This is a genomic window from Streptomyces sp. NPDC001822, assembly GCF_042892135.1.
Lineage (GTDB): Bacteria > Actinomycetota > Actinomycetes > Streptomycetales > Streptomycetaceae > Streptomyces.
The window spans coordinates 306,282-332,152 of the sequence record NZ_JBIATW010000002.1; the positions used below are offsets into that span (position 1 = coordinate 306,282).

The 25,871-nt window shown below is 67.4% G+C and carries 24 protein-coding genes and 3 tRNA genes; 18 read left to right on the forward strand and 9 right to left on the reverse strand.

Features of this window, described 5'->3' with window-relative positions; all coding sequences use genetic code 11:
* Positions 1-10: 10 nt before the first annotated feature.
* The 4 genes from ACFYY2_RS05700 to ACFYY2_RS05715 are packed head-to-tail and all read right to left on the reverse strand — an operon-like array spanning position 11 to position 1,936.
* Positions 11-349: an RRQRL motif-containing zinc-binding protein gene (locus ACFYY2_RS05700; protein ID WP_388737469.1), complete on the reverse strand. Its 339-nt coding sequence runs from the start codon at positions 347-349 to the stop codon at positions 11-13.
* Positions 346-1,350, reverse strand: coding sequence for a DUF2637 domain-containing protein (locus ACFYY2_RS05705; RefSeq protein ID WP_388737471.1), 1,005 nt, complete (start codon positions 1,348-1,350; stop codon positions 346-348). Before ACFYY2_RS05705 ends, ACFYY2_RS05700 begins: the two co-directional genes overlap by 4 nt.
* Positions 1,347-1,634: a DUF6303 family protein gene (locus ACFYY2_RS05710; protein WP_388737474.1), complete on the reverse strand. Its 288-nt coding sequence runs from the start codon at positions 1,632-1,634 to the stop codon at positions 1,347-1,349. The genes ACFYY2_RS05705 and ACFYY2_RS05710 overlap by 4 nt, the downstream gene beginning before the upstream one ends.
* Entirely contained in the window at positions 1,631-1,936 is a 306-nt protein-coding gene (locus ACFYY2_RS05715) for a hypothetical protein (protein WP_388737476.1), read from the reverse strand. The genes ACFYY2_RS05710 and ACFYY2_RS05715 overlap by 4 nt, the downstream gene beginning before the upstream one ends.
* 618 nt (positions 1,937-2,554) lie before the next feature.
* Here ACFYY2_RS05715 and ACFYY2_RS05720 point away from each other — a divergent pair.
* Positions 2,555-3,316, forward strand: a complete 762-nt coding sequence (locus ACFYY2_RS05720) for a GntR family transcriptional regulator (RefSeq protein WP_388737478.1) — start codon at positions 2,555-2,557, stop codon at positions 3,314-3,316.
* A gap of 821 nt (positions 3,317-4,137) precedes the next feature.
* Here ACFYY2_RS05720 and ACFYY2_RS05725 read toward each other — a convergent pair.
* Positions 4,138-4,590: a hypothetical protein gene (locus tag ACFYY2_RS05725; RefSeq protein WP_388737481.1), complete on the reverse strand. Its 453-nt coding sequence runs from the start codon at positions 4,588-4,590 to the stop codon at positions 4,138-4,140.
* A gap of 1,578 nt (positions 4,591-6,168) precedes the next feature.
* On the opposite strand from ACFYY2_RS05725, the gene ACFYY2_RS05730 reads away from it, so the two are divergent.
* Both ACFYY2_RS05730 and ACFYY2_RS05735 read left to right on the forward strand, forming a co-directional pair.
* Positions 6,169-8,265: a hypothetical protein gene (locus ACFYY2_RS05730; protein WP_388737484.1), complete on the forward strand. Its 2,097-nt coding sequence runs from the start codon at positions 6,169-6,171 to the stop codon at positions 8,263-8,265.
* Between the two features lie 619 nt (positions 8,266-8,884).
* Entirely contained in the window at positions 8,885-9,436 is a 552-nt protein-coding gene (locus ACFYY2_RS05735; protein WP_388737486.1) for a TIGR03086 family metal-binding protein, read from the forward strand.
* Positions 9,437-9,500: 64 nt separating this feature from the next.
* Here ACFYY2_RS05735 and ACFYY2_RS05740 read toward each other — a convergent pair whose 3' ends face one another.
* Together ACFYY2_RS05740 and ACFYY2_RS05745 are read right to left on the reverse strand one after the other, a co-directional pair.
* A complete protein-coding gene (locus ACFYY2_RS05740) occupies positions 9,501-10,157 on the reverse strand; it encodes an SDR family oxidoreductase (RefSeq protein ID WP_388737489.1) in 657 nt (218 codons plus the stop codon).
* Between the two features lie 34 nt (positions 10,158-10,191).
* Complete coding sequence (locus ACFYY2_RS05745) at positions 10,192-11,406, reverse strand: hydrolase (RefSeq protein WP_388737492.1); 1,215 nt, start codon at positions 11,404-11,406, stop codon at positions 10,192-10,194.
* Positions 11,407-11,702: 296 nt separating this feature from the next.
* Here ACFYY2_RS05745 and ACFYY2_RS05750 point away from each other — a divergent pair.
* The 6 genes from ACFYY2_RS05750 (at position 11,703) to ACFYY2_RS05775 (ending at position 14,367) form a co-directional block, all read left to right on the forward strand.
* A tRNA-Thr gene (locus tag ACFYY2_RS05750) sits at positions 11,703-11,775 on the forward strand.
* 45 nt (positions 11,776-11,820) lie between these two features.
* Positions 11,821-11,893, forward strand: a tRNA-Met gene (locus ACFYY2_RS05755).
* 89 nt (positions 11,894-11,982) lie between these two features.
* Positions 11,983-12,147, forward strand: coding sequence for a 50S ribosomal protein L33 (gene rpmG / locus ACFYY2_RS05760; protein WP_003956487.1), 165 nt, complete (start codon positions 11,983-11,985; stop codon positions 12,145-12,147).
* A gap of 104 nt (positions 12,148-12,251) precedes the next feature.
* A complete protein-coding gene (locus ACFYY2_RS05765; RefSeq protein ID WP_327115720.1) occupies positions 12,252-12,704 on the forward strand; it encodes a MaoC family dehydratase N-terminal domain-containing protein in 453 nt (150 codons plus the stop codon).
* Entirely contained in the window at positions 12,704-13,132 is a 429-nt protein-coding gene (locus tag ACFYY2_RS05770) for a MaoC family dehydratase (RefSeq protein WP_388737495.1), read from the forward strand. The genes ACFYY2_RS05765 and ACFYY2_RS05770 overlap by 1 nt, the downstream gene beginning before the upstream one ends.
* 179 nt (positions 13,133-13,311) lie before the next feature.
* Entirely contained in the window at positions 13,312-14,367 is a 1,056-nt protein-coding gene (locus ACFYY2_RS05775) for a UDP-N-acetylmuramate dehydrogenase (protein ID WP_388737498.1), read from the forward strand.
* A gap of 75 nt (positions 14,368-14,442) precedes the next feature.
* Here the strand turns inward: ACFYY2_RS05775 and ACFYY2_RS05780 are convergent, their stop codons facing one another.
* A complete protein-coding gene (locus tag ACFYY2_RS05780) occupies positions 14,443-15,456 on the reverse strand; it encodes an adenosine deaminase (protein ID WP_388737500.1) in 1,014 nt (337 codons plus the stop codon).
* 124 nt (positions 15,457-15,580) lie between these two features.
* Complete coding sequence (locus tag ACFYY2_RS05785; protein ID WP_388737502.1) at positions 15,581-16,807, reverse strand: pyridoxal phosphate-dependent aminotransferase; 1,227 nt, start codon at positions 16,805-16,807, stop codon at positions 15,581-15,583.
* A 212-nt stretch (positions 16,808-17,019) separates the two neighbouring features.
* On the opposite strand from ACFYY2_RS05785, the gene ACFYY2_RS05790 reads away from it, so the two are divergent.
* The 9 genes from ACFYY2_RS05790 (at position 17,020) to rpoB (ending at position 25,773) form a co-directional block, all read left to right on the forward strand.
* Positions 17,020-17,092, forward strand: a tRNA-Trp gene (locus ACFYY2_RS05790).
* A gap of 106 nt (positions 17,093-17,198) precedes the next feature.
* Entirely contained in the window at positions 17,199-17,486 is a 288-nt protein-coding gene (gene secE / locus ACFYY2_RS05795; RefSeq protein ID WP_327115712.1) for a preprotein translocase subunit SecE, read from the forward strand.
* 73 nt (positions 17,487-17,559) lie between these two features.
* Positions 17,560-18,450, forward strand: a complete 891-nt coding sequence (gene nusG / locus ACFYY2_RS05800; RefSeq protein ID WP_388737506.1) for a transcription termination/antitermination protein NusG — start codon at positions 17,560-17,562, stop codon at positions 18,448-18,450.
* Positions 18,451-18,625: 175 nt separating this feature from the next.
* Positions 18,626-19,060: a 50S ribosomal protein L11 gene (gene rplK, locus ACFYY2_RS05805; protein ID WP_007445924.1), complete on the forward strand. Its 435-nt coding sequence runs from the start codon at positions 18,626-18,628 to the stop codon at positions 19,058-19,060.
* Between the two features lie 83 nt (positions 19,061-19,143).
* Entirely contained in the window at positions 19,144-19,866 is a 723-nt protein-coding gene (gene rplA, locus ACFYY2_RS05810) for a 50S ribosomal protein L1 (RefSeq protein WP_325747076.1), read from the forward strand.
* Positions 19,867-20,008: 142 nt separating this feature from the next.
* Positions 20,009-20,530, forward strand: coding sequence for a hypothetical protein (locus tag ACFYY2_RS05815; RefSeq protein WP_388737509.1), 522 nt, complete (start codon positions 20,009-20,011; stop codon positions 20,528-20,530).
* 119 nt (positions 20,531-20,649) lie between these two features.
* A complete protein-coding gene (gene rplJ / locus ACFYY2_RS05820) occupies positions 20,650-21,207 on the forward strand; it encodes a 50S ribosomal protein L10 (protein ID WP_327115703.1) in 558 nt (185 codons plus the stop codon).
* Positions 21,208-21,290: 83 nt separating this feature from the next.
* Positions 21,291-21,674, forward strand: coding sequence for a 50S ribosomal protein L7/L12 (gene rplL / locus ACFYY2_RS05825; RefSeq protein ID WP_388737512.1), 384 nt, complete (start codon positions 21,291-21,293; stop codon positions 21,672-21,674).
* A 613-nt stretch (positions 21,675-22,287) separates the two neighbouring features.
* A complete protein-coding gene (rpoB, locus tag ACFYY2_RS05830) occupies positions 22,288-25,773 on the forward strand; it encodes a DNA-directed RNA polymerase subunit beta (protein WP_388737515.1) in 3,486 nt (1,161 codons plus the stop codon).
* Positions 25,774-25,871: the final 98 nt, after the last annotated feature.

A 25,871-nucleotide genomic window follows, 5' to 3' on the forward strand; every position in this document is an offset into this window, starting at 1 on the left:
CTGCGAACTTTCAGGCGGCGCACTGTTCTTCGGGGTAGGCGCAGGTCACGCACATGCCGAGCGAGGTCGGGATGCGGTAACCGGCGTCCTTGTGGCAGCTCGGGCAGACCTGCTGCGCGGCGTTCGCCTTGGCCAGTGCCGCCCACCGGGCCGGCGTCATCGGCCGGACCGGCTTGGCCCTGTCGACGAGGTAGAGGTAGGCGATCAGCGGCCCCCGGCGACGTCGGGGGCGTTCGAGCACTGCGGCGACGTCCTGCCCGCCCGGCCGCAGCCCCAGAGCGCGAAGCTGCCGAACCGTGGCGTAGCCGGGCGGTGCCAGACGCCACCGGTAGACCGGCAGGCTGGTCACTGGTGCGCGCCTTTAAGCGTTCGGGTTGCCGAGTGGTCGCGCAGTTCCTGGTAGCGGCTGGAGATCCAGCCGACGGACCAGCCGGTCAGCTCGGCCGCGGCGCGCACCGACAGTTCGGCTTCGAACGCGGCACGGGCGGTTGCCCGAGCCTGTTCCTCGGGCTGCTTCTCCGTAGCGGGGCTGGCCGCGAGAAGCGCGGCGCGTTCACGCTCGGCCCGCTCCTGCCGCTCGGTCTCTTCGTGGCGTTCACGCTGCTCGCGCTCACGACGCTCCGCCGCACGGCGCTGGGTGGCCTCTCGTTCGAGGCGGTCACGCTCGGCCTGCTGCTGTTCACGCTCGCGTTCACGGCGTTCACGAAGCTCCCGCTCGGCACGCTCACGAGCCTCGGCCCGCTCCCGCTCCTCACGCCGCGACGCCTCTTCCCGGGCGGTCTGTTCACGGGCGAGGAGGGCTTCGTGCTCGCGCTGTTCACGGGCCAGCGCCGCCGCATGCTCACGTGCCTCACGGGCCCGCTGCTCGGCTGCCTCACGGCGTTCGTTGGCTGCCTGCTCGCGCTCGGCCTGCTCGGCTTTGCGCTGGGCTTCCTGGGCGAGTTGGGCGGCGGTGATGGCGTGCCGGTAGGCGAGACCAGTCTCCGCAGTGACGATGAGCAGGAGTGGGGCGACCGCGTGCACGGCCACTCCGACCAGCTCTTTCTTCAACGCGGAGTCGGCCACGTTCAACGCGAGGGTCATGCAGCCGGTCATCCACCGCAGGACCACCGGCCACTTACCCCCGTGTCCGCCGAGGCGGGCCAGGACCGCGTCGAGGCGGACCACGATGACGACCGCGGCGTCCACCACCAGGGGCAGAATCGGGGCGGTCCACTTCCAGCCCTCGGGGGTGTGCCGCTCCATGAGCGGGGTCACCGTGAGGATGGAGAAGAGCATCGCCCCGGCCACGATCAGCCACGTACCGACCGACAGCGCCCTCTCCGCTGAACGGATCTGAACACTGTTCACGGCGCGCCCCCGTCCAGTGAACGCACCTGAACCGAAGCCAGCAGCCGCACCGGCGAGGTGTCGTCATCCGGCGTCTCGCTGTACTCCGTCCACTCCCACTCGGCCCCGTCCATGAACACGAACCCGAGCGCGGTGAGCGCCTGTGAACGCCCGGTCACCGTGGGCACCTGAACAGCTGGGCCAAAGTCGTGCTCCGGCCACTGAGAGACCGGAACGCCCATCAGCACGACGTACAGGCACCACCGGCCATCGCGGATGGACATCTGCGCGGTGTGCTTCCTCATGCGGCCACCGCCGAACCGGCGGCACCCGTCGTGGCCGGGCGGCGGGCCGAACGGCGCGGGCGCCGGCCGTTGGTCTGCGTCCTCAGCGGCAGCGTCCGCAGCAGGGACGCGGCGTAGGCCGCGGTCTCCGGCTCACTCTCCCGCAGGTCCGCCAAGACCTCGTAGGCGACGTCCAGCCGCGCAGCCCGCTCCATGGCGGACTCCGTGGCCGAACCGGTGAACAGCTCCAGGTCGATACCCAGAGCCAGCTCAATGAACTCGGTCGCGGTAACAGGCTCGCGACCAGCAACGATGTTCTTCATGAGTCGTTCTCTCCCTGTGAAGGTGTGGCGGCTCAACAGCGGCCCCGGGGTGCCACCCGGGGCCGCGCTGTGTTTCAGGTGGTGGTGCGCCTCATCAAGCGGGCAGGCCACCGACGCAACCGCCGATGCCCTGCCCACATGACGAGTGACGGGAAGCCCGTCACTGTCGTGCCGCAGTTCCGTGCGCGCCTTACGCTCCTTCGCTTGGCCGGCGCGTGGTCACTGCGGTCCCTCAGTCGCTACTCGCTGAGTGGATCTCCCTCCCTCACGGGTGTCATGGACCGGGTGCAGCCCAACCACCGGGGTCCCCGCGATCCGATTCCCCGGGAACTCTCCCGAGGGCCAGACCGACGACTTAGCCGATGACACCGATCACTCCGTGAAGACGCCGGACTTTTACGCCTCCCCTGCCGCTCGAACCGCGTGTAAGCAAGTCCGGCGGGTCCCGCTGGCCGTGCAGGTCGAAGCAGCTGGAGGAAGAGATCCGGGCGCATCGACTCACAGGTATTGGTGGTGTTGTACCAACAACCCGATGCCCCGAGCTTGCCCGGCGGCGCTGCAACCGTCAAGCGCAATGGCGTATGTTGTTGGAACAAGTCGGCCAACTGGGAGAGCGGCATGGGCGAGCAGACGCCGAGGTACCACCGAATCGCTGATGACCTGCGAGGACAGATCGAACGAGGTGAGCTGGAGCCTGGCCAGCAGCTCATGACTGAGTTCGACCTGGTTGAGCACTACGGAGCCAGCCGTAATACGGTTCGGCTCGCACTACGACGACTGACCGAGGAGGGGTTGATTATCGCTGGTCAGGGCCGGGGGAGCTTCGTTCGCAGGCAGTTGACCGCTGCGGTCTGGGACTGGTCCGTGCTGGAGTCCCGGGGCCGCCATCAGTCGGCGTTAAAGGGCGATCAATGGGCCAGCATTGTGGCCGAAAGCGGCCGCCAGCCTCGCCAGGAAGTCAAGGTCTCCATCCGGCGCCCGCCCCTTGATGTGGCAAAAAAGCTCAGGCTGGACCCTGAAACTGAACTGACAGTCGTACGCGAACGCGTCCGCATCGTTGATCAAGACCCCTACGCGCTAGCCGACTCCTACTTTCCAGAGGAGTTGGTCCGCGGGACGCCACTAATGCTCCCCGAAGATGTGGCGGCCCCTGGGGGTGTGCTGGCCAGTATTGGGCTCATTCAGGTGCGATACGAGGACGAGATCACGGTGCGCATGCCCACTCGCGCCGAGACCGAAAAGCTGAGCCTGCCTGCTGCCACGCCGGTAGCAGTACACAGCCGTACCGGATACGACAAGGACGATCGGCCCTTGCGTGTAATGATCACAATATTGCCGGGTGATCGGCATATTATCCGATACGACGTTTCAGCCGAATAGTCGCAGGCGCCCAGTTCAGGAGAGAGGCATCGTGGTTGGCGTACGCCGGATCGAGCCAGTGGTCGTAGGGGAGTCCACGCCGCGGCGCGTCTGGTACACCTCGTACGGCTCCAACATGCACCTTGATCGACTTGCTTGCTACATCAAGGGAGGTCAACCGCCCGGGGCGAACAGGTTGTATCCGGGCTGCCGAGACCAGACCTTGCCCAGTCGATCCGTCCCCGTGGAGCTAAAGGGAGCCCTCTACTTCGCTACGGAATCGCCTGTCTGGGGTGGCGGAAGGGCTTTCTATGACCCGGGGCATGAGGGACGACTCTATGCGCGCGCCCATCTCGTATCGGCGTCCCAGTTCGCAGATATTGCTGCCCAGGAAATGTACAGGGACCCAGGTGCGGACTTGGACCTGAGCGAAGCCCTAATTTCAGGCGTCGCCAGGCTTGGAAAGGGCCGATACGAAACCCTGGTGTGCGCAGGGCAGATGGACGGCTTGCCCGTACTCACCTTCACAGCGCCTTGGAGCGCCGACGAGGTGGCCCCAGTAGCGCCTTCTAGCGCCTACGTGCGCTTCCTTGCGGCTGGTCTGTTGCAAGCTGGGGCCTGGGATGCCGCCACGATCGCTGACTACGTCGCTTCTTCGCGTGGGGCTGCCGGCACATGGTCTCAACGAGCGATCCGGGACCTGATCGAGTAAGCGTGCAGTCGCCCGAGTGCACAGCATCCAGCAGCTCCAGCTGACCACAGCTTCATGCACTGAGTCTTAAACGAGCAAAAGGGGCCCGATCGGAAGTATTAACCGATCGGGCCCCTTTTGCTGCCGGAACTCAGCAGAAGGCCATTCGCTCGATTGCGCCTGCTTCCGCCTTAATCTCTTGGGTCACCGTCTCCCAAGCCGTCTTGGCGAGCCTCGGCTCTTCGACCTTGAGGGGCTCCGTGACCTGCACTTGAACGCGGTGAAGGATGCCACCCTGTTCGGACGCTACGACCGCAAGCAGCGGGCGGTTGACCAGGAGCTCGACCTCGAAATTGCGCAACTTCGCGGTCTCAAGCCGCCGCAGCTGTCGAGCCTCAGACCAGCTGATCGGCGAGTACACCCAGAGGCTGTACTCGCTGGCTACGCCATCGATGCAGGCGAAGAAGTAGTAGGACGGGCTGAAACGTCGCCTCAGAACGCCCTCGGTAGGCACGTCGTAGAAGTTGAGCTCACGAATCATACGAACTGAACGTGAGGGCTGCCAGGGACTAGCCCCCAGCTGCAGAGCGATACGCTCCTTCACTCTAATCCCTCCTTCCCTAGCCACTCCGGAGCTTCAGTGAAGCATCCGTCGAAGAGTTCTGCATGCTGAATCGCCCACTCCCCTTTGAGTGTGACTCGCACGTGATGCGGGTTCATAGGGGAAGGTGCAAGATCCACCTGGAACCCAGCTGCTCGGAGTATGCCCACCGTGGTACGCCTCACTCCGTCGCCTTCGCGCCGTGCCTGCATGCCCACGATCCTGTGCGCATCACTGACCTCAACGTGACCGCGAATCACAGAGATGCCCCCCCGGTCCCTGTCTGGGCGGGGCCTGTGCCTGAAAGGCCCATCCTCGGTTGGGTGGGTGCTGCTGCCGTACTGTGAAACTGTTAGTTCGTCCGAAAGGTGCTCGCGCACCTTTGTTCGGCGCCTGCCGAAAGCCATGTCCCCCCTACTCCGGGCGGCACGCAGCAACGGCACCTATCCAGCACCCTCACACGGCCAGCGTACCGCCCCAAGGTCACGATGCGATAACGAAGGGCGCGCCAAGTTGCATCCCTCGACTCGCGGGCGTAGCTCCGGCCTCGTTATCTTTGGGTACTCACTGTAGCGCTGGGGTTGCACTCTGCGAAACTGGTCGCATTTGATCGTTTTGCGCTGACTGCTGCAGCTTGTTGCATGGTTCCGTCAGTCTGAAGCGTCGACCCCTCATCTGCGGCCACTGGCCAGGCTGGACCCCTCGTCAGCTTGAGGGGCCGTTGGTTGTCTGTCAGATGCAGCATTCCTGCAGTGGCTGCGGTTCCGCCAGGGGTAGGCGAAGAACTTCTCCTGGCTTCATGATCCGCGCGCCCGGCCAGTTGCCACTTACGCCAATGCGGTCGTGTAAGCAGTCTCGTGACGGCCTACTGCATCGGCCGCAGGTGCCTGACGCATAGCGACGCGAGTTCGGGCGGATTCCCCCCCCCAGTGTGCCCCCAGGCGATCTATCTAGCGGAAAGGCCCAGATCAGAGGTGTTGGATAGAGCCCTCTGTGAAGCTGTCGCACCGTCTTTATGGCGCTCCACCGCATCGAGGTTCGCGGCCCTTGCCCAAGTGGTGGCTAGGGGTGCCGAGGCCGTGGGTGCTTCCCCCGAGGTGATGGCCTCGGCTCAATGGTCGCCGGCTTGTGCGGGCAGGCGGCATGCGGAGCGCCAGCATGTCAGCGTCCCGTCGCTCAAGTAACGAAAGATCCCTCTATCAGATGTAGATGCTTGGTGTCTTGAAAACGGGAAAAGCATGCAAACTGCCTGATCTTTCCGCCAAGCTAATCGCATTGGACGCACTTCGTCCCGGCACGTCGCGACATATGGCACTCATCCCCATGTGTTGGCAGTGGTCGCACCGTCACTTGACGGGGGACCCGACAGGCGATCGGCACTGGGTGCGGCCGCTCGGCAACACCGGAACCTTCGGGATGCCGCAGCGGGGACAGTTGGTCGCCTAGCGGCCCTTCGTCTCCAGGTGAGGCAGAAGGGCCCTTTCGTTTGTCCGAAGTGGCATGTCCCACGAAGGGCTCCGATCGCCTCAACGAACCGCAGCGCCGCTGCGATTCGTTCCACGCAGATCGGAAGGACCTTCCGTGGACGAGAATCACGATGCTCAGACGCCGTCCGACAGCCCCGAGCTAAATCCTGCGTCATCCGCAGAGCCGACCCCTCCACCCCAGGAGCAGTCACGGGCCAGCTCGGATGAGGTCGAACCCTCCGCTTCGGAGCCGAGTCAGACAGGCGCGGACGAGGCTGACCGCTCAGAAGAGGACCTTCCATCCTTGCCCGATGGGCTACCTGCCCTTCCCCGGACGGCGGCGGTGCGCAAGCTCGCCAGCACGCTCGTCACACAGGGGTTCAGTGAAGGCGCTGCCACAGCGGTCGCGCGGGCGATCGCGCGGCCCGAAGAGGCTCGCAAGCGCCTCCAGAATCCCGACATCATGCGTGTCCCTGGAGGGATTCTCCACACCATCACGACCCAAGTGTGGGCACCTGCGGTTTGCCACTTCCCTGGCAACAACAGGGAAGCGGGCTACAGGGTCTACCCCCTGTCAGGAGCGCTGTCGCCGGGGCATTTCCCTCCTCTGCGGGGCCTAGAAGCGGCTCCGGGGGAAACCGGGGAACTCGTTCTCCAAGCACAATCGCGCGCCCACGTGGTCAGCGCCATGGACAAGTCGAACAGCTTCCTTGCTCGGCATAATGACCTCGCCGAGACCATCGGGCAGCACGGAATCCTGAGGGAGCTGTTGCTCACGGTTGTCAGGATCGACCATGAGTCCGTGGACGAGCCGCCTGTATGGGCACTCGCAGGCGCTGACGGCAGCAGTCGCATTTCTGCAAGTCACCGGATTCATGCACTGGGAGCAAGTGACGTCCTGTATGGACTGCCGGGCGACGACCGAAAATATCGGCAGCTGCTGAGCCAGGTCCTCGGCACCGGTGAACGTCCGCGAGAGGAGGTCACTCCTGACGACGTGAAGCGGGCGCGGGCGCTCGTTGCCCCGGCCACACTCGTGCTGCGCTTCGTCCCGGACGAAGGTTCTCAGCTGCAGTACGACCAGGCGGTCAAGTTCATCGTGGGGATCACCCACGTCGAACCTCCAAAGCCGTGGGGAACCGCAAGCGAGAATGATGCTTTGGCGGATCCGGTCATTGAAGAATTCCTGCGAGCTGGCCGGCTCACGCGTACCCGCGCGGAGTGGTTTGCCGCAGATCTGACGCCTGAAGAAGTGCGCTCCAACGTCCTCGATCCCTGGCCCGATACCCGTGTTGCGGAGATCGTGTCGACGTTCCTCAACACCGAAGAGCACGCTCTCTTTCGCAAGGGCGTCTTGAGGATCACTGCCAAAAGCAAGGTCACGGCCGACTTCAAGGCGAAGGTGGTTACCGAGATGATCTTGCGACCTTGGCGCGCAGCCAACGCTGACGCTGATGCTGCGGATCGGGTGAGTGGGACTCGCAGCACGCTGCAACGCATGCTGAAGTGGACACCGCTCCAGGCGGCAGGCTGGCACACCAGCGGGGACAACGATCCCGACAAGATGCTGGAAGCAGCCCTCCGCAATCTCAAGGAGGGGGGCACCGCGGAAGAGGCAGGCGTTGAGTTGGGCGTCCGCGGTGGCTACTACTTGGCGGTGCACGGGACTCTGGTTCGAGAGGCACGAGGACGCACCGTGGACTACCGCACTCCGTCGTCCGTGCTTCAGCGGATGACGGAAAATCCTCATGGGCTCAGAACCCTTCACAGGGCGATCGTCGACGGACGACAGAACAGGAAGCCGCAGAGGGTTGACGAGGTCGGAACACCGCAGCTCAACCTGAGCAACAAGCCCCTCGAAGCCGACGATAAGTGGCTGCGCACCACATTCACTGCCGTCGGTGAATCTGTGGCGTCGCCTCCCATCGAAGGAGACGTAAGCACGCCGGAAAGCGAGTTCGAGGCCGCCAAGACCCATTTCGCGAACCTCGTGGCTTCCCTGGAAAGCGCACTTGTAGCAGCTGAGAGTGTGCGTGGACACAGTCGGCCGTTCGTCAGGGAACAGGGATGGCCCCAGGTTCACGCGGAAGATCTTGGCATCCGCCTCGACAAGGTCAGCGGGCGGCTGAAGATGTATGCCGCGATCGCCGAAGCAGCGGAAGAGGCTCACTCCGGCAGTACGGATGACGCGGAGGAGCCCGACGAAGTGTGAGGGCTGACTACAGGCCGTCGTACCCGGCGCGGTGTCGAGACCTATGAAATGCGTGAGCGGGAGTCATGGGGTGCCGCTCGTGGGGGAGGCGTGGGGCCATTGCTACGCCGAAGACTGAAGTGGCAGGTCCACGGGGCCTTGCCGCGAGGTCTGTAAATCTGCCGGCTCAGCCTACCCAGGTTCGAACCCTGGCGCCGCCACAGGAACGAGAGGGCCCGCGTGCAGCAGAAATGCTGCACGCGGGCCCTCTTTCGTTGCCCGGCGTCGCTGAGTTCCGAAGACGCCGTCGATCCCGTTCCTGTGTGGCGCGGGCGTGGGGCAGTGTCGGGGCGAACCCCCCATCCCACAGTGCCGCTTCACCCCGGGCCAGCGTCCGCCCGACAGTGCCGCTTCGCTCCGGGTGTTCGCCGTCACCACGGCCCCGGGGAGGGCGGCGGCGTCATCGGCCTGGTCGCGAGTGAAACGACCGCCACCGTGAAGAGCCGCCGTCGGAGAAACCGGAGAAACCGGAGAGACCGGCAAGACCGGAGAGACCGGCAAGACCGGAAAGACCGGAAAGACCGGTAAGCCTGGCAAGATCGACAAGCTGCACATGCATGATCGGAAAGAGGAGAGTCGAGTGGAATCTTCGGTACCTGAGCTCTACGAACGCATCGCGGAGCGGTTCGGGGAACTGATCCGCGACTGCCCGCCGGACAGATGGCAGGATCCGTCCCCGTGCCCTGGATGGACGGCTCGGGATGTCGCGGCCCACGTGGTCTCGAATCACCGGAGGGCCGTCGCCGGACTGGACGGATCAGGCCATGCGGCGCCCGGCCGGGGGGAGGACCTGTCCCAGGCATGGGATGCGGCGTCCGGGGCGATCAAGGCCTCCCTGCGCGACCCGGCGAAGGCGCGTGCCCTGCTGGGGGAGGAGTTCGGCTCCATTCCGTTCGAGGAGTTCGTGAGGCGGATGGCGTGCGCCGACACCCTGATCCACGGATGGGATCTGGCGCGGGCGACCGGCCAGGACGAGGCACTTGATGCCGAAGCGGTGGCCGTGGCCACGGAGATCCTCCTGCCGGAGGACGGGGACATCCGGATGCCCAGGGCGTTCGGCGCCAAGATCTCCTCGGCCGCCGACGCGGACGCCCAGACCAGGTTGCTGAATTTCCTGGGCCGGCGGGTGTAGCGGGTCCGCACGCCCCACCCGCCCCGCCGATGTCAGTTCCCGGCGACGTCAGTCCCCGCCGACGTCAGTTCCCCGCGATGTCCTTCACCGCGACCGCCACCGGCTTGTTCCCGCTGATGAGTTCCAGCGTGAGTCCCGCGGTCGCCGGGGTGTCCAGCAGTTCCAGCAGCACCGCAGCCACGTCGTCGCGGGGGATGGGTCCCCGGCCCGTCGAGGCGGTGAGCATGACCTGCCCGGTGCCCGCGTCGTTCGTGAGCATCCCGGGGCGCAGGATCGTCCAGTCGAGGCCCGGCCTGGAGCGCACGTACGCGTCCGCCTCCCCCTTGGCCCGCAGGTAGACGTCGAACACCTCGTCGCCTGTGTGCCCGGGGTCGGCGCCCATCGAGGAGATCACGATGTAGCGCCGTACACCCGCCCGCTCCGCCGCGTCCGCGAAGAGCACGGCCGCCCCGCGGTCCACCGTGTCCTTGCGGCCCGAGCCGCTGTTCGGGCCGGCGCCCGCGGCGAAGACCACCGCGTCCGCTCCCCGCAGTACCTCCGCCACCTCCTCGACCGACGCCGATTCGAGGTCGAGGACGACGGGTTCCGCCCCCGCCTGCCTCAGGTCCTCGCTCTGCTGCGGGTTGCGGATGACGCCCGCCGCCTCGTCACCGCGCGCGGCGAGCAGGCGCTCCAGCCGCAGCGCGATCTGACCATGTCCACCTGCAATGACAATGCGCATGTTTCCGACGGTACGCCGCACCGGCCCGTCCCGCTCAAGGCCCGCCGCCGTGGCCGGAATCCACCCTTCCCTGGCGTGGAAGGTCCAGTCCGGAAGCTGCCCCCGAGTCGCGGTACTCACGCACGGCGCTGGTCCGCGCCACGACGCGCCCGCGGTGCACCACGATCCGGCTGTACGCCAGCGAGAGCGCCCCCGCCAGGCCGTCCCCGCGCACCGCGAGCAGTTCCGCGGGGAAGCCGGCCTCGACGTGCACCCCCGGCAGGCCCAGCGCCGCCCTGGCGGTGGCCGAGACGGCGTCGTACGCCTGCCGCGGGGTGAGGCCGTGCTGCGAGGCGAGCAGGTAGGCGGCCTCCAGGGGGTCGCCCCGCCCGACCGGGTTCGAGCCGTCGCGCAGTGCCCCGCTGCCCGCAGCGACCCGTACCCCGGCTGCCCGCAACAGCCGTACGGGCGAGGTAGCGCGCGAGGAGGAGCCCGAGCACGGGCCCTGGGGCAGGCAGACCACGGTCACGGCGGCGGAGGCGAGCCGGTCGGCCGTTCGGACCGCCACCTCGTCCGGAAGCCGGGAGAGCCCCGCGCAGGGCCCCAGGCAGACGCCGGGGCGGAAGCCGCGGGCCATGGCGGCCAGTCCGTCGAGGCGGGCGGGGTCGTCACCGTCCGTGTGCAGGTCGACGGGCCGGTCGTGGGTGGCCGCGAGGTCCAGGACCGTCTCGACGTAGCCGGCGGGGTCCGGGTCGAGGTCGGGGCAACCGCCGATCACGCCCGCGCCCATCTCCACGGCGTCGCGGAGCCGCGCGAGGTCGTCGGCGCCCGCGACGCCGGTGAGGATCCGGGGGACGGCCACGGCGGTCAGGTCGGTCAGGCCGCGCAGGGAGCGGGCGGCGTCCAGCACCGCTTCGAGCGCGCCCAGCCCCTGGTCCTCGCCGACGCGCACGTGCGCGCGCAGAGCCGTGGCGCCGTGGCTGAGCTGGAGCAGCGCCGCCTCGGTGGTCCGGCGGCGTACGTCCTCCGCGCGGTGGGACGCGGGGCCGCCCGCGGTGAGCGCCGTGCCGGGGTGGGCGTGCGGCTCCGCCGGAGCGGGCAGCAGGAGGTGGCCGCGCAGGTCGAGCCGCCGCCCGCCGGCGCGGAGGCTCCCGGCCGTACCGACCGCCTCGATGCGTGCGCCGCTGATCCGTACGTCGACCACACGCCCGTCGGCGAGCCGCGCCCCGCTGAGCAGGAGTGCGGGCGCGTCGCTGGGGCTGTCGGGCATCGCGCCGCTCCTGGGGGCTTACAAGATCACGCAGAGGGTGCGCCGAGCCTAGGCGGGGCCGCGGTGCCGGACGCGGAGGGCGAGTTAGTCGTACGAATGCGGTCCCTGCGGGGCGGGTGGCCGAGCGGCGGGCGACCGGCTTCGCGGGAGCGCCGCGGGCGTGGGGTACGAGCTGATCAAGGCCCTGATCAGGGGGCGGATCGCAGGTCCCGGCGGACCGCCTCCGGAGGGTCCGGCGAGGGCGGGGGAAACGGATTTGGGCGACGGCGACAGACCGTGTAATGTCTTCCTCGCTCGCCCCAATAGCTCAGTCGGTAGAGCGTCTCCATGGTAAGGAGAAGGTCTGCGGTTCGATTCCGCATTGGGGCTCTGGTGATCGGGTGACTCCGCTTCGGCGGGGAAACCCGGCATCAAAGCGGTGTAGCTCAGTCGGTAGAGCAAGCGGCTCATAATCGCTGTGTCACCGGTTCAAGTCCGGTCACCGCTACTAACGGTAGCCGATTGTGGGGTCGGTCCTTCGATCGGCTACTCTTTTATGCGTTCATCCGTCCATCCGTCCGTCCAAGGAGCACTCACGTGGCTGCCACCGACGTCCGCCCGAAGATCACGCTGGCCTGCGTGGAGTGCAAGGAGCGGAACTACATCACCAAGAAGAACCGGCGTAACAACCCGGACCGTCTTGAGATGAAGAAGCACTGCCCGCGCTGCAACTCGCACACTGCGCACCGCGAAACGCGCTGAAACAGGCTCGTACACGAGGCCGTCCCCACTGGGGGCGGCCTCGTGTCGTTTTATTGGGGTGTTCCACGCCCTATTCGACTTTTTCATCAGGAGGTAGCGGGCTCATGGCGCTCGACCAGTCCTTCGTGGGGCGGACCTATCCGCCCACCCCGGCGTACGAGGTCGGCCGGGAGAAGATCCGGGAGTTCGCGGAAGCGGTGGGTGACACCAACCCCGCGTACGTCGACACGGAGGCCGCCAAGGCCCTGGGGCACCCGGACGTGATCGCACCGCCCACGTTCGTGTTCTCGATCACCTTCAGGGCGGCGGGTCAGGTCATCGAGGACCCGCAGCTGGGACTGGACTACAGCCGCGTCGTGCACGGCGACCAGAAGTTCGCCTACACCCGCCCCGTGCGGGCGGGCGACCGGCTGGCCGTCACCTCGACCATCGAGGCCATCAAGTCGATGGCCGGCAACGACATCGTCGACATCCGCGGCGAGGTCCACGACGAGTCCGGTGAGCACGTCGTGACCGCGTGGACGAAGCTGGTGGCCCGTGCCGCCGAGGAGGCGTGATGGCAGCGAACATCGCCTACGGAGCGGTCGAGGTCGGTACGGAGCTGCCCGCGCAGTCCTTCCCGGTGACCCGCGCGACTCTGGTGCAGTACGCCGGTGCCTCGGGTGACTTCAACCCGATCCACTGGAACGAGAAGTTCGCACGCGAGGTCGGGCTGCCCGACGTGATCGCGCACGGCATGTTCACCATGGCCGAGGCGATCCGGGTGGTCACGGACTGGGCCGGCGACCCGGGCGCGGTCGTCGAGTACGGCGTGCGGTTCACCAAGCCCGTCGTCGTGCCGAACGACGACACCGGGGCACTGGTCGAGGTCAGCGGCAAGGTCGCGGCGAAGCTGGACGACAACCTCGTGCGGGTCGACCTGACCGCGATGAGCGACGGCAAGAAGGTGCTGGGCATGTCCCGCGCCGTCGTCCGCCTGGCCTGACACACGGCGGTCCGCGCCGGCCGCGGACGCGCGCGGGGCGCCCTCGTCACGAGGGCGCCCCGCGCGCGTCCCGGGGCACGACCGGGGCCCCTCGGCCGGGCGCGACGGCTGACCGGACCGGGAGCCGCGCCCCGTGGCCCGGCCCGGCCGGTGCGGCCGCGGACCGTACTCTTGTCCCCGTGCAGGAACTCCACGATGCCCCCCTCGCCCCCCTGACCACCTTCCGGCTCGGCGGCCCCGCCGCCCGACTCCTGACGGCCACCACCGACGCCGAGGTCGTCGCCGCCGTCCGTGAAGCCGACGAGAGCGGCACCCCGCTGCTGATCATCGGCGGCGGATCCAACCTGGTCATCGGCGACAAGGGCTTCGACGGGACCGCGCTGCGCATCGCCACCGAGGGTTACGAGCTCACCGGCACGACACTCGAACTGGCCGCCGGTGAGGTCTGGACCGACGCCGTCGCCCGCACCGTCGAGGCCGGTCTGGCGGGCATCGAGTGCCTCGCCGGGATCCCCGGGTCCGCCGGCGCGACACCGATCCAGAACGTCGGGGCCTACGGGCAGGAGGTGTCCTCGGTGATCACCGAGGTCGTCGCCTACGACCGGCGCACCGGCGAGACGGTCACCCTTCCCAACGAGGCGTGCGCCTTCTCGTACCGCCACAGCCGCTTCAAGGCCGAGCCCGACCGCTTCGTCGTCCTGCGCGTCCGTTTCGGGCTGGAGGACGCGGGCGGGCTGTCCGCGCCCCTGAGGTATCCGGAGACCGCCCGCGCCATGGGCGTCGAGCAGGGCGACCGGGTGCCCGCCGCGGCGGCGCGCGAGACGGTTCTCGGCCTGCGGGCGGGCAAGGGCATGGTGCTCGACCCGGAGGACCACGACACGTGGTCGGCCGGGTCCTTCTTCACCAACCCGGTCCTCGACGAGACGGACTACGCCGCGTTCCTCGCCCGCGCGGCACACCGCCTGGGTGGCGACGTGAAGCCGCCCGCCTTCCCCGCCGGCGAGGGACTGGTGAAGACCTCCGCCGCGTGGCTCATCGACAAGGCGGGGTTCACCAAGGGGTACGGCACGGGCCCCGCGCGCATCTCCACCAAGCACACGCTCGCCCTCACCAACAGGGGCGACGCCACGACCGAGGACCTGCTGGCCCTGGCCCGCGAGGTCGTCGCAGGGGTCCACGAAGCCTTCGGGGTGACGCTGGTCAACGAACCGGTGACGGTCGGCGTCAGCCTGTAACGCCCACGCGGTCCCACGGCCCGTCCGCCCCCGCACAGGGCGGCGGGCAGGCCGCGCACACTCCGCCGGACGGTCTCAGCCCACGAGCCAGGCGTCGATGCCGCCGAGCAACTTCTCGCGCACCTCGACGGGCGCCACCGAGCCGCGCACGGACTGCCGCGCGAGCTCGGCCAGTTCCTCGTCGGTGAAGGCGTGATGACGGCGTACGAGGTCGTACTGCGCCGCCAGACGCGAACCGAAGAGCAGCGGATCGTCCGCCCCCAGCGCCATCGGCACCCCCGCGTCGAACAAAGTGCGCAGGGGTACGTCGTCGGGCTTCTCGTAGACGCCGAGCGCGACGTTGGACGCCGGGCAGACCTCGCACGTCACCCCGCGCTCCGCGAGCAGCGACATGAGCCGCGGGTCCTCGGCCGCCCGCACGCCGTGCCCGATGCGGGAGGCGTCGAGGTCGTCCAGGCAGTCCCGGACGCTGGAGGGGCCCGAGAGCTCCCCGCCGTGCGGTGCGGCGATCAGCCCGCCCTCGCGGGCGATGGCGAAGGCGCGGTCGAAGTCGCGCGCCATCCCGCGCCGTTCGTCGTTGGAGAGCCCGAAGCCGACCACTCCCCGGTCGGCGTACCGCACGGCGAGCCGGGCCAGTGTGCGGGCGTCCAGTGGGTGTTTCATGCGGTTCGCCGCGATCACCACCCGGATCCCGAGCCCCGTCTCGCGGGCCGCGCGGTCCACGGCGTCCAGGATGATCTCGATGGCCGGGATGAGCCCGCCGAGCAGGGGGGCGTACGAAGTCGGGTCGACCTGGATCTCCAGCCACCCGGAGCCGTCCGCGACGTCCTCCATCGCGGTCTCCAGCACGAGCCGCTGGATGTCCTCCGGCTCCCGCAGGCAGGACCGGGCGATGTCGTAGAGCCGCTGGAAGCGGAACCAGCCCCGCTCGTCCGTGGCCCGCAACTTGGGCGGCTCGCCCCCGGTCAGCGCCTCGGGCAGGTGGACGCCGTACTTGTCCGCGAGTTCGAGCAGGGTCGTCGGCCGCATCGACCCGGTGAAGTGCAGGTGCAGATGGGCCTTGGGCAACAGCCGTACGTCACGCTCCATTGAAGGATCTTGCCGCACCTGGGGGGTGCGGCGGTAGCCGGATCCCCTCGTGAGTTACCGATCGAACAAAAAAGTGACCCCCGGCCGGAGCCGGAGGCCACCTTCGTCGGGCGGGTGCCCCGCGTCAGGCGCGGGCCTCGCCCAGCAGCTTCTGGAGCCGCGAGATGCCCTCGACGAGGTCGTCGTCACCCAGGGCGTACGACAGCCGGAGGTAGCCGGGCGTACCGAACGCCTCGCCGGGTACGACGGCGACCTCGGCCTCGTCCAGGATCAGGGCCGCGAGCTCGACGGAGTCCGCGGGGCGCTTGCCGCGGATCTCCTTGCCGAGCAGCTCCTTCACGGACGGGTAGGCGTAGAACGCGCCCTCGGGCTCGGGGCAGAACACGCCGTCGATCTCGTTCAGCATGCGCACGATCGTCTTGCGGCGGCGGTCGAACGCGCTCCGCATCTCGGCGACGGCGTCCAGGGGGCCGGAGACCGCGGCCAGCGCTGCGGCCTGGGCGACGTTGCTCACGTTGGACGTGGCGTGCGACTGGAGGTTCGTCGCGGCCTTCACGATGTCCTTGGGGCCGATGATCCAGCCGACCCGCCAGCCGGTCATGGCGTAGGTCTTGGCGACCCCGTTGACCACGATGCACTTGTCGCGCAGCTCGGGCACGACCGCGGGCAGCGAGGTGAAGGCCGCGTCCCCGTAGACGAGGTGCTCGTAGATCTCGTCGGTCATCACCCACAGCCCGTGCTCGACGGCCCAGCGGCCGATCGCCTCGGTGTCGGCCTCGTCGTACACCGCGCCGGTCGGGTTGGACGGCGACACGAACAGGACGACCTTCGTGCGCTCGGTGCGAGCGGCCTCCAGCTGTTCGACCGAGACCCGGTAACCGGTGGTCTCGTCAGCCACGACCTCCACCGGCACACCGCCGGCGAGACGGATCGACTCGGGGTAGGTCGTCCAGTACGGCGCGGGGACGATGACCTCGTCACCCGGGTCCAGGAGCGCGGCGAACGCCTCGTAGATCGCCTGCTTGCCGCCGTTGGTCACCAGGATCTGGGAGGCGTCGACCTCGTAGCCGGAGTCGCGCAGCGTCTTCGCGGCGATGGCGGCCTTGAGCTCGGGAAGTCCGCCCGCGGGGGTGTAGCGGTGATACTTCGGGTTGCGGCACGCCTCGATCGCGGCGTCGACGATGTAACCGGGGGTCGGGAAGTCGGGCTCGCCGGCGCCGAAGCCGATCACCGGACGCCCGGCGGCCTTGAGGGCCTTGGCCTTGGCGTCGACGGCGAGGGTGGCGGACTCGGAGATCGCACCGATGCGGGCCGAGACCCGGCGCTCGGACGGAGAAGTTGCAGCGCTCATGCCCCCACTCTCGCAGACCGGAAAACCCCGGAGCACAGCGGTTTCAGGGACCGGACAGCACTCGGACAGCATCCGGACAGGACCGGTCGGTTGTTGTCTGTTCGACGCGGCGCCCCTGAGCACGTACACTCACCTGTCGTTGGCCTTCATCAGCCGCACCGTCTTCCCCACCGGCCCACCGGTGAAGATGCGGTAGGTTGGTGGAACCACAAAGGGTCGTAGCTCAATTGGTAGAGCACTGGTCTCCAAAACCAGCGGTTGGGGGTTCAAGTCCCTCCGGCCCTGCTACACACTCCTCCGCCAGGATGTGTGCGCATGTACGTACTTCAATGCACCGCCGTGCGGCTCCACCGGGCGCGGCACGGCCATGACCCGGAATCAGGTGAGTAGCGTGACGGACGCCGTGGGCTCCATCGACATGCCTGATGCCGAGGACGAAGCCCCCGAGTCGAAGAAGAAGGCCCGGAAGGGCGGCAAGCGCGGCAAGAAGGGCCCTCTGGGCCGGCTCGCGCTGTTCTACCGCCAGATCATCGCTGAGCTCCGCAAGGTCGTATGGCCGACGCGCAACCAGCTCTCGACCTACACGGCCGTGGTGATCGCATTCGTGGTCGTGATGATCGGTCTCGTCACCGTGATTGACTTCGGATTCGCGCGGGTCATCAAGTACGTCTTCGGCTGATCCCGCGGAGGGCGCCTCACCGGCGCCCCTTTCGCATGTTCCACCCATATGTATCCAGGAAGAAGCAGCCATCGTGTCTGACCCGAACCTGAACGACGACGCCGAGCCCACGGCGAGCGCCGTCGAGTCCGCCGAGGACGAGCTCGACATCGTCGAGGCGGCGGATGCCGTGGCCCCGGACCAGGTCGAAGCTGCTGACGCCGCCGAGGACGAGCAGGCCGAGTCCGACGAGGACGACGCCGTCGCCGATGAGGACGGATCCGACTCCGACGAGGACGACGAGTCCTCCGAGGACGACGAAGCGGTCGCCGCCGAGGACGAGGAAGACGCCGAGGTGGCCGAACCGGTCGACCCCGTCACCGCCCTCCGCGACGAGCTGCGCGGACTTCCCGGCGAGTGGTACGTCATCCACACGTACGCCGGTTACGAGAAGCGTGTGAAGGCCAACCTGGAGCAGCGCGCCGTCTCGCTCAACGTCGAGGACTTCATCTACCAGGCCGAAGTGCCCGAGGAAGAGATCGTCCAGATCAAGAACGGCGAGCGCAAGAACGTCCGCCAGAACAAGCTCCCGGGTTACGTCCTGGTGCGCATGGACCTGACGAACGAGTCGTGGGGCGTCGTCCGCAACACGCCCGGCGTCACCGGCTTCGTCGGCAACGCCTACGACCCGTACCCGTTGACGCTGGACGAGATCGTCAAGATGCTCGCCCCCGAGGCCGAGGAGAAGGCGGCCCGCGAGGCGGCCGAGGCCGAAGGCAAGCCGGCTCCCGCCCGCAAGGTCGAGGTCCAGGTGCTGGACTTCGAGGTGGGCGACTCGGTCACCGTCACCGACGGCCCGTTCGCGACGCTGCAGGCGACGATCAACGAGATCAACGCCGACTCGAAGAAGGTCAAGGGCCTCGTCGAGATCTTCGGCCGCGAGACCCCGGTCGAGCTCAGCTTCGACCAGATCCAGAAGAACTGACGCTTTCCGTCAGCTTCCGGACACATGCCTATCGAGCAGGTCAGACCGGCTTCGCAGCCTGTCTGACCTGCTCGTTTTTGGTCGCGCGACTGTACCCGTTATCGTTGTGCGGTATGCCTCCATCCGGATGACCGGAATGGCGGCGAAACACTCTCACTAGGACCCGGAGAGAGCAATGCCTCCCAAGAAGAAGAAGATCACGGGGCTTATCAAGCTCCAGATCAACGCCGGTGCGGCCAACCCGGCACCGCCGGTCGGCCCCGCGCTGGGCCAGCACGGCGTCAACATCATGGAGTTCTGCAAGGCCTACAACGCCGCGACCGAGTCGCAGCGTGGCATGGTCGTGCCGGTGGAGATCACGGTCTACGAAGACCGCTCCTTCACCTTCATCACGAAGACTCCGCCGGCCGCCAAGCTGATCCTCAAGGCCGCGGGTGTGGACAAGGGCTCCGGCGAGCCGCACAAGACCAAGGTCGCCAAGCTGACGGCCGCGCAGGTCCGCGAGATCGCCACGACCAAGCTCCCCGACCTGAACGCCAACGACCTCGACGCCGCGTCGAAGATCATCGCTGGCACCGCCCGTTCCATGGGCATCACGGTCGAAGGCTGAGTCAGCCCCGTAGCCCCTCAGTGGTAGGACCAAGCGCTGGTCCGCACCACGACTCCACACTCTGAAAATCATCAGGAGCAGAAGTGAAGCGCAGCAAGAACCTCCGCGCTGCGGACGCGAAGATCGACCGGGAGCGCACCTACGCCCCGCTCGAGGCCGTCCGTCTCGCCAAGGACACCGCCACCACGAAGTTCGACGGCACCGTCGAGGTCGCGTTCTGCCTGGGTGTTGACCCTCGCAAGGCCGACCAGATGGTCCGTGGCACCGTGAACCTCCCGCACGGCACCGGCAAGACCGCCCGGGTCCTGGTCTTCGCGACCGGTGACCGTGCTGCGGCCGCGGAAGCCGCGGGCGCCGACATCGTCGGCGCCGACGAGCTCATCGACGAGGTGGCGAAGGGCCGTCTGGACTTCGACGCCGTCGTCGCCACGCCGGACCTCATGGGCAAGGTCGGCCGCCTGGGCCGCGTGCTCGGTCCGCGTGGTCTGATGCCGAACCCGAAGACCGGCACCGTCACCCCCGATGTCGTCAAGGCCGTCAACGACATCAAGGGCGGAAAGATCGAGTTCCGCGTCGACAAGCACTCGAACCTGCACTTCATCATCGGAAAGACCTCTTTCGATGACACGAAGCTGGTCGAGAACTACGGCGCGGCCCTGGAGGAGATCCTCCGTCTGAAGCCGTCCGCCGCGAAGGGTCGCTTCATCAAGAAGGCGACCATGAGCACGACGATGGGCCCCGGCATCCCGCTGGACGCCAACCGCGTGCGCAACCTCCTCGTCGAGGAGGACCCGGCCGCCGTCTGAAACTGACGGTGGTCGCGGACCGCGTGACCTGTGACCGTCCCCCCGCCGCTCTCCGGAGCGGCGGGGGGACGGTTTTTTGTGTGCGGGCTGCAAGTGCGGTGAGAAGAAGCCGGCGGCGGGTGCGGCGATGTCGGAGGCGCCGGTGACAGAGGTGCTGACGGCCGCGTACAGGAAGACCGCGGCCGCGAAGTCGGCCAAGGTGCACATGACGGTCACCGCGCCTGCCGCCGGCGGCGGCACGATGGAGATGGACGGCAAGCGCTGGATGACGATGGACCTGGGTGCCATCGCGAAGGCATCCGGGAACGCCGCCGCGCAGAGGCAGAGGACCCGCGGCCTGGAGGGGATGAACCAGGACCCGGCGCAGCAGCCGGCGCTGCTCCTGGAGTCCCCGAATCTCAAGCGCGTCGGCGCCGAGAAGATCGGCGGGGTCGCGACGCAGCAAGGGTGCGGGGCTCCTCGCAGGCGGCGTGGGGCCCGCCTTCCGTGGGCCGTCCGACAGGCCCCTAAACCTCTCGCGCTGGGTGAACCGGGACGGATTTGCTCCGGATGGCCCCGGTCGCGTACGCTCCATAAGAAGCCAAAGACCGCTGGTCGTCGCCGCGCTCTCGCGAGAGGGACGGTGACCGAAGGTTCCGCTAGATCGGACGACCTGCGCAGGTGACTGTGGAACGCTCCCGGATTCCGTCCGGTCGAGCCGCGCCCTGGCACTTGTGCTGGGGCGTTTCGTCTTTCCCGGCCCCTTCTGAGCGGTCCTCATCACCCGGAAGGAGGCCGACGCTCATGGCAAGGCCCGACAAGGCTGCCGCGGTAGCCGAGCTGACGGACCAGTTCCGCAGCTCGAACGCCGCCGTGCTGACCGAGTACCGGGGTCTCACCGTGGCGCAGCTCAAGACGCTGCGTCGTTCGCTCGGTGAGAACGCCCAGTACGCCGTGGTGAAGAACACGCTGACCAAGATTGCGGCCAACGAGGCCGGGATCGACACGCTGGACGACCTCTTCGCAGGTCCGACGGCGGTTGCCTTCATCACCGGTGACCCGGTGGAGTCGGCGAAGGGTCTTCGTGACTTCGCCAAGGACAACCCCAACCTCATCATCAAGGGCGGTGTCCTTGACGGTAAGGCGCTGTCCGCCGATGAGATCAAGAAGCTCGCGGACCTCGAGTCCCGCGAGGTGCTGCTCGCCAAGCTGGCCGGCGCCATGAAGGGCAAGCAGACTCAGGCTGCGCAGCTCTTCCAGGCTCTGCCGTCGAAGTTCGTCCGCACCGCGGAAGCGCTTCGCGCCAAGAAGGCCGAGCAGGGCGGTGCCGGTACGCCGGCTCCCGCCGAGGCCGCCGAGTAATTTCGCTCAGCGGTCCAGCGGGCTCCACGTACGCCCGCCGACATATACATCCGGCACCTGCCGAATAGTGGAAGGACGCCATCATGGCGAAGCTCAGCCAGGAAGACCTGCTCGCTCAGTTCGAGGAGCTCACCCTCATCGAGCTCTCCGAGTTCGTTAAGGCGTTCGAGGCGAAGTTCGACGTCACCGCCGCCGCCGCCGTCGCCGTCGCCGGTCCGGCCGGCCCGGGCGCCGTTGCCGAGGCCGCTGAGGAGCAGGACGAGTTCGACGTCATCCTCACGGGTGCCGGCGAGAAGAAGATCCAGGTCATCAAGGTCGTGCGTGAGCTGACCTCGCTGGGTCTCAAGGAGGCCAAGGACCTCGTCGACGGCGCCCCGAAGCCCGTCCTCGAGAAGGTCGCCAAGGAGGCCGCCGAGAAGGCTGCCGAGTCCCTCAAGGGCGCCGGCGCTTCCGTCGAGGTCAAGTGACTTCGAGAGTCTCCTGACTCTCCCGAGGCCCCTCGCGCCGTAAGGTGCTGAGGGTCCTCACCGAAGGGCGATCACCCATACGGGTGGTCGCCCTTCGGCATGCCCACGGAGGCTGCCTTGATCTTCCGTCCGCGGCGAGTAGGGTGATCTTCGCCGTGCGTTTCTCCGGGGCGTGCCATGGGGCGTCAACAGGCGTCCTCCGGGCGCAGGTGAAGATCGGCGGACGTCCGCCGGGGTCTCAGGGCCTTGACGAACCGCACGCGGCGCGCAATTCTCAGGACGCGTCGTCATCTCGATCCGCATCCGAGGCATGGATCGAGAGCGAAGAGGGCAGTAAAGAAGAGCGCACACCGCGCGAGGGCTATTCATGGGTGTTGAGAACAGCTGTTGAGAGCAACGTGGGTCTCTGAGAACCCCGACTGGACATCAGTGTGCCGCTTGGCTACACTGACCCTTTGCGCTGCCTGTTAGCTGCCTCCTGCCCGTCACCAGGGGCATGCCCACGCTCAGCACCGATGACCGGACATTCCCTGACCTTGGGATTCCTGTCTCTGTGTGCGGCTTGGGGGCCGGTACGCGCGTAGTGAGTCCGAGCCCTCGGAAGGACCCCCTCTTGGCCGCCTCGCGCAACGCCTCGACCTCGAATACGAACAACGGTGCCAGCACCGCCCCGCTGCGCATCTCTTTTGCAAAGATCAAGGAGCCCCTCGAGGTTCCGAACCTCCTCGCGCTGCAGACCGAGAGCTTTGACTGGCTCCTCGGCAACGCCGCCTGGAAGGCTCGCGTCGAGGCAGCTCTGGACAGTGGACAGGACGTCCCCACCAAGTCCGGCCTGGAGGAGATCTTCGAGGAGATCTCACCGATCGAGGACTTCTCCGGGTCGATGTCGCTGACGTTCCGCGACCACCGCTTCGAGCCCCCGAAGAACTCGATCGACGAGTGCAAGGAGCGCGACTTCACGTTCGCCGCCCCGCTCTTCGTCACGGCCGAGTTCACCAACAACGAGACCGGCGAGATCAAGTCCCAGACGGTCTTCATGGGCGACTTCCCGCTCATGACCAACAAGGGCACCTTCGTCATCAACGGCACCGAGCGTGTCGTGGTGTCGCAGCTCGTCCGCTCGCCGGGTGTCTACTTCGACTCCTCCATCGACAAGACGTCCGACAAGGACATCTTCTCCGCCAAGATCATCCCGTCCCGGGGTGCCTGGCTGGAGATGGAGATCGACAAGCGCGACATGGTCGGTGTCCGCATCGACCGCAAGCGCAAGCAGTCCGTCACCGTCCTCCTGAAGGCTCTCGGCTGGACCACCGAGCAGATCCTCGAGGAGTTCGGCGAGTACGAGTCGATGCGCGCCACCCTGGAGAAGGACCACACCCAGGGCCAGGACGACGCGCTGCTCGACATCTACCGCAAGCTGCGTCCGGGCGAGCCGCCCACCCGTGAGGCCGCTCAGACGCTGCTCGAGAACCTCTACTTCAACCCGAAGCGCTACGACCTCGCGAAGGTCGGCCGCTACAAGGTGAACAAGAAGCTCGGCGCCGACGAGCCGCTCGACGCCGGTGTGCTCACCAGCGACGACATCATCGCCACCATCAAGTACCTGGTGAAGCTGCACGCCGGTGAGCTCGAGACCGTCGGTGAGTCCGGCCGGACGATCGTCGTCGAGACCGACGACATCGACCACTTCGGCAACCGTCGTCTGCGCAACGTCGGCGAGCTGATCCAGAACCAGGTCCGTACGGGTCTCGCCCGTATGGAGCGCGTCGTGCGTGAGCGCATGACGACTCAGGACGTCGAGGCGATCACGCCGCAGACCCTGATCAACATCCGGCCGGTCGTCGCCTCCATCAAGGAGTTCTTCGGCACCAGCCAGCTGTCCCAGTTCATGGACCAGAACAACCCGCTGTCGGGTCTCACCCACAAGCGCCGTCTGTCGGCGCTCGGCCCGGGTGGTCTGTCCCGTGAGCGGGCCGGCTTCGAGGTCCGCGACGTGCACCCGTCCCACTACGGACGCATGTGCCCGATCGAGACCCCCGAAGGCCCGAACATCGGTCTGATCGGTTCGCTCGCCTCGTACGGCCGCGTCAACGCGTTCGGCTTCATCGAGACGCCGTATCGCAAGGTCGTCGACGGCCAGGTCACCGACGAGGTCGACTACATCACCGCCGACGAGGAAGACCGCTTCGTGATCGCCCAGGCGAACGCGACGCTCTCCGAGGACATGCGGTTCACCGAGCCGCGCGTCCTGGTCCGCCGTCGTGGCGGAGAGGTCGACTACATCCCCGGTGACGACGTCGACTACATGGACGTCTCGCCGCGCCAGATGGTGTCCGTCGCCACCGCGATGATCCCGTTCCTGGAGCACGACGACGCCAACCGTGCCCTCATGGGCGCGAACATGATGCGTCAGGCGGTGCCGCTCATCAAGTCCGAGGCGCCGCTCGTCGGCACCGGCATGGAGTACCGCTGCGCCACCGACGCCGGTGACGTGCTCAAGGCCGAGAAGGACGGTGTGGTCCAGGAGGTCTCCGCGGACTACATCACCGTCACCAACGACGACGGCACGTACACCACGTACCGCATCGCCAAGTTCTCGCGCTCCAACCAGGGCACCTCGGTCAACCAGAAGGTCGTCGTCTCCGAGGGCGACCGCGTCATCGAGGGCCAGGTCCTCGCCGACGGGCCGGCCACCGAGAACGGTGAGATGGCGCTGGGCAAGAACCTGCTCGTGGCGTTCATGCCGTGGGAGGGTCACAACTACGAGGACGCGATCATCCTGTCGCAGCGCCTCGTGCAGGACGACGTCCTCTCCTCGATCCACATCGAGGAGCACGAGGTCGACGCCCGTGACACCAAGCTCGGCCCGGAGGAGATCACCCGGGACATCCCGAACGTCTCCGAAGAGGTCCTCGCCGACCTCGACGAGCGCGGCATCATCCGTATCGGTGCCGAGGTCGTCGCCGGCGACATCCTCGTCGGCAAGGTCACGCCCAAGGGTGAGACCGAGCTGACCCCGGAGGAGCGTCTGCTCCGCGCGATCTTCGGTGAGAAGGCGCGCGAGGTCCGTGACACCTCGCTGAAGGTCCCGCACGGCGAGATCGGCAAGGTCATCGGCGTCCGCGTCTTCGACCGCGAAGAGGGCGACGAGCTGCCGCCGGGCGTGAACCAGCTGGTCCGCGTCTACGTCGCGCAGAAGCGCAAGATCACCGATGGTGACAAGCTCGCCGGCCGTCACGGCAACAAGGGCGTCATCTCGAAGATCCTCCCGATCGAGGACATGCCGTTCCTGGAGGACGGCACCCCGGTCGACATCATCCTCAACCCGCTGGGTGTCCCGTCCCGAATGAACCCGGGACAGGTCCTGGAGATCCACCTCGGCTGGCTCGCCAGCCGCGGATGGGACGTCTCCGGCCTCGGTGACGAGTGGGCCCAGCGCCTGCAGGCCATCGGCGCCGACCAGGTCGCCCCCGGCACGAACGTCGCCACCCCCGTCTTCGACGGTGCGCGCGAGGACGAGATCTCGGGTCTCTTCGGAGCCACGATCCCGAACCGCGACGGCGACCGGCTGGTCCAGCCCTCGGGCAAGGCCCAGCTGTTCGACGGCCGCTCCGGCGAGCCGTTCCCGGACCCGGTCTCGGTCGGGTACATGTACATCCTCAAGCTGCACCACCTGGTCGACGACAAGCTCCACGCCCGTTCGACCGGCCCGTACTCCATGATCACGCAGCAGCCGTTGGGTGGTAAGGCACAGTTCGGCGGGCAGCGATTCGGTGAGATGGAGGTGTGGGCCCTTGAGGCTTACGGCGCCGCATACGCCCTCCAGGAACTGCTGACGATCAAGTCCGACGACGTCACCGGCCGCGTGAAGGTCTACGAGGCGATCGTCAAGGGCGAGAACATCCCCGAGCCGGGCATTCCCGAGTCCTTCAAGGTGCTCATCAAGGAAATGCAGTCGCTCTGCCTCAACGTGGAGGTGCTGTCCTCGGACGGCATGTCCATCGAGATGCGCGACACGGACGAGGACGTCTTCCGCGCGGCGGAGGAGCTCGGTATCGACCTGTCCCGGCGAGAGCCGAGCAGCGTCGAAGAGGTCTGACGGGTTGGCCGGCCGGATCCCAGTGATCCGGCCGGCTCTCCCCGGACCCGTTCAGACCATTGCTGAAGTGCCCCGATTTCTCGCATGACGCGAGGGGG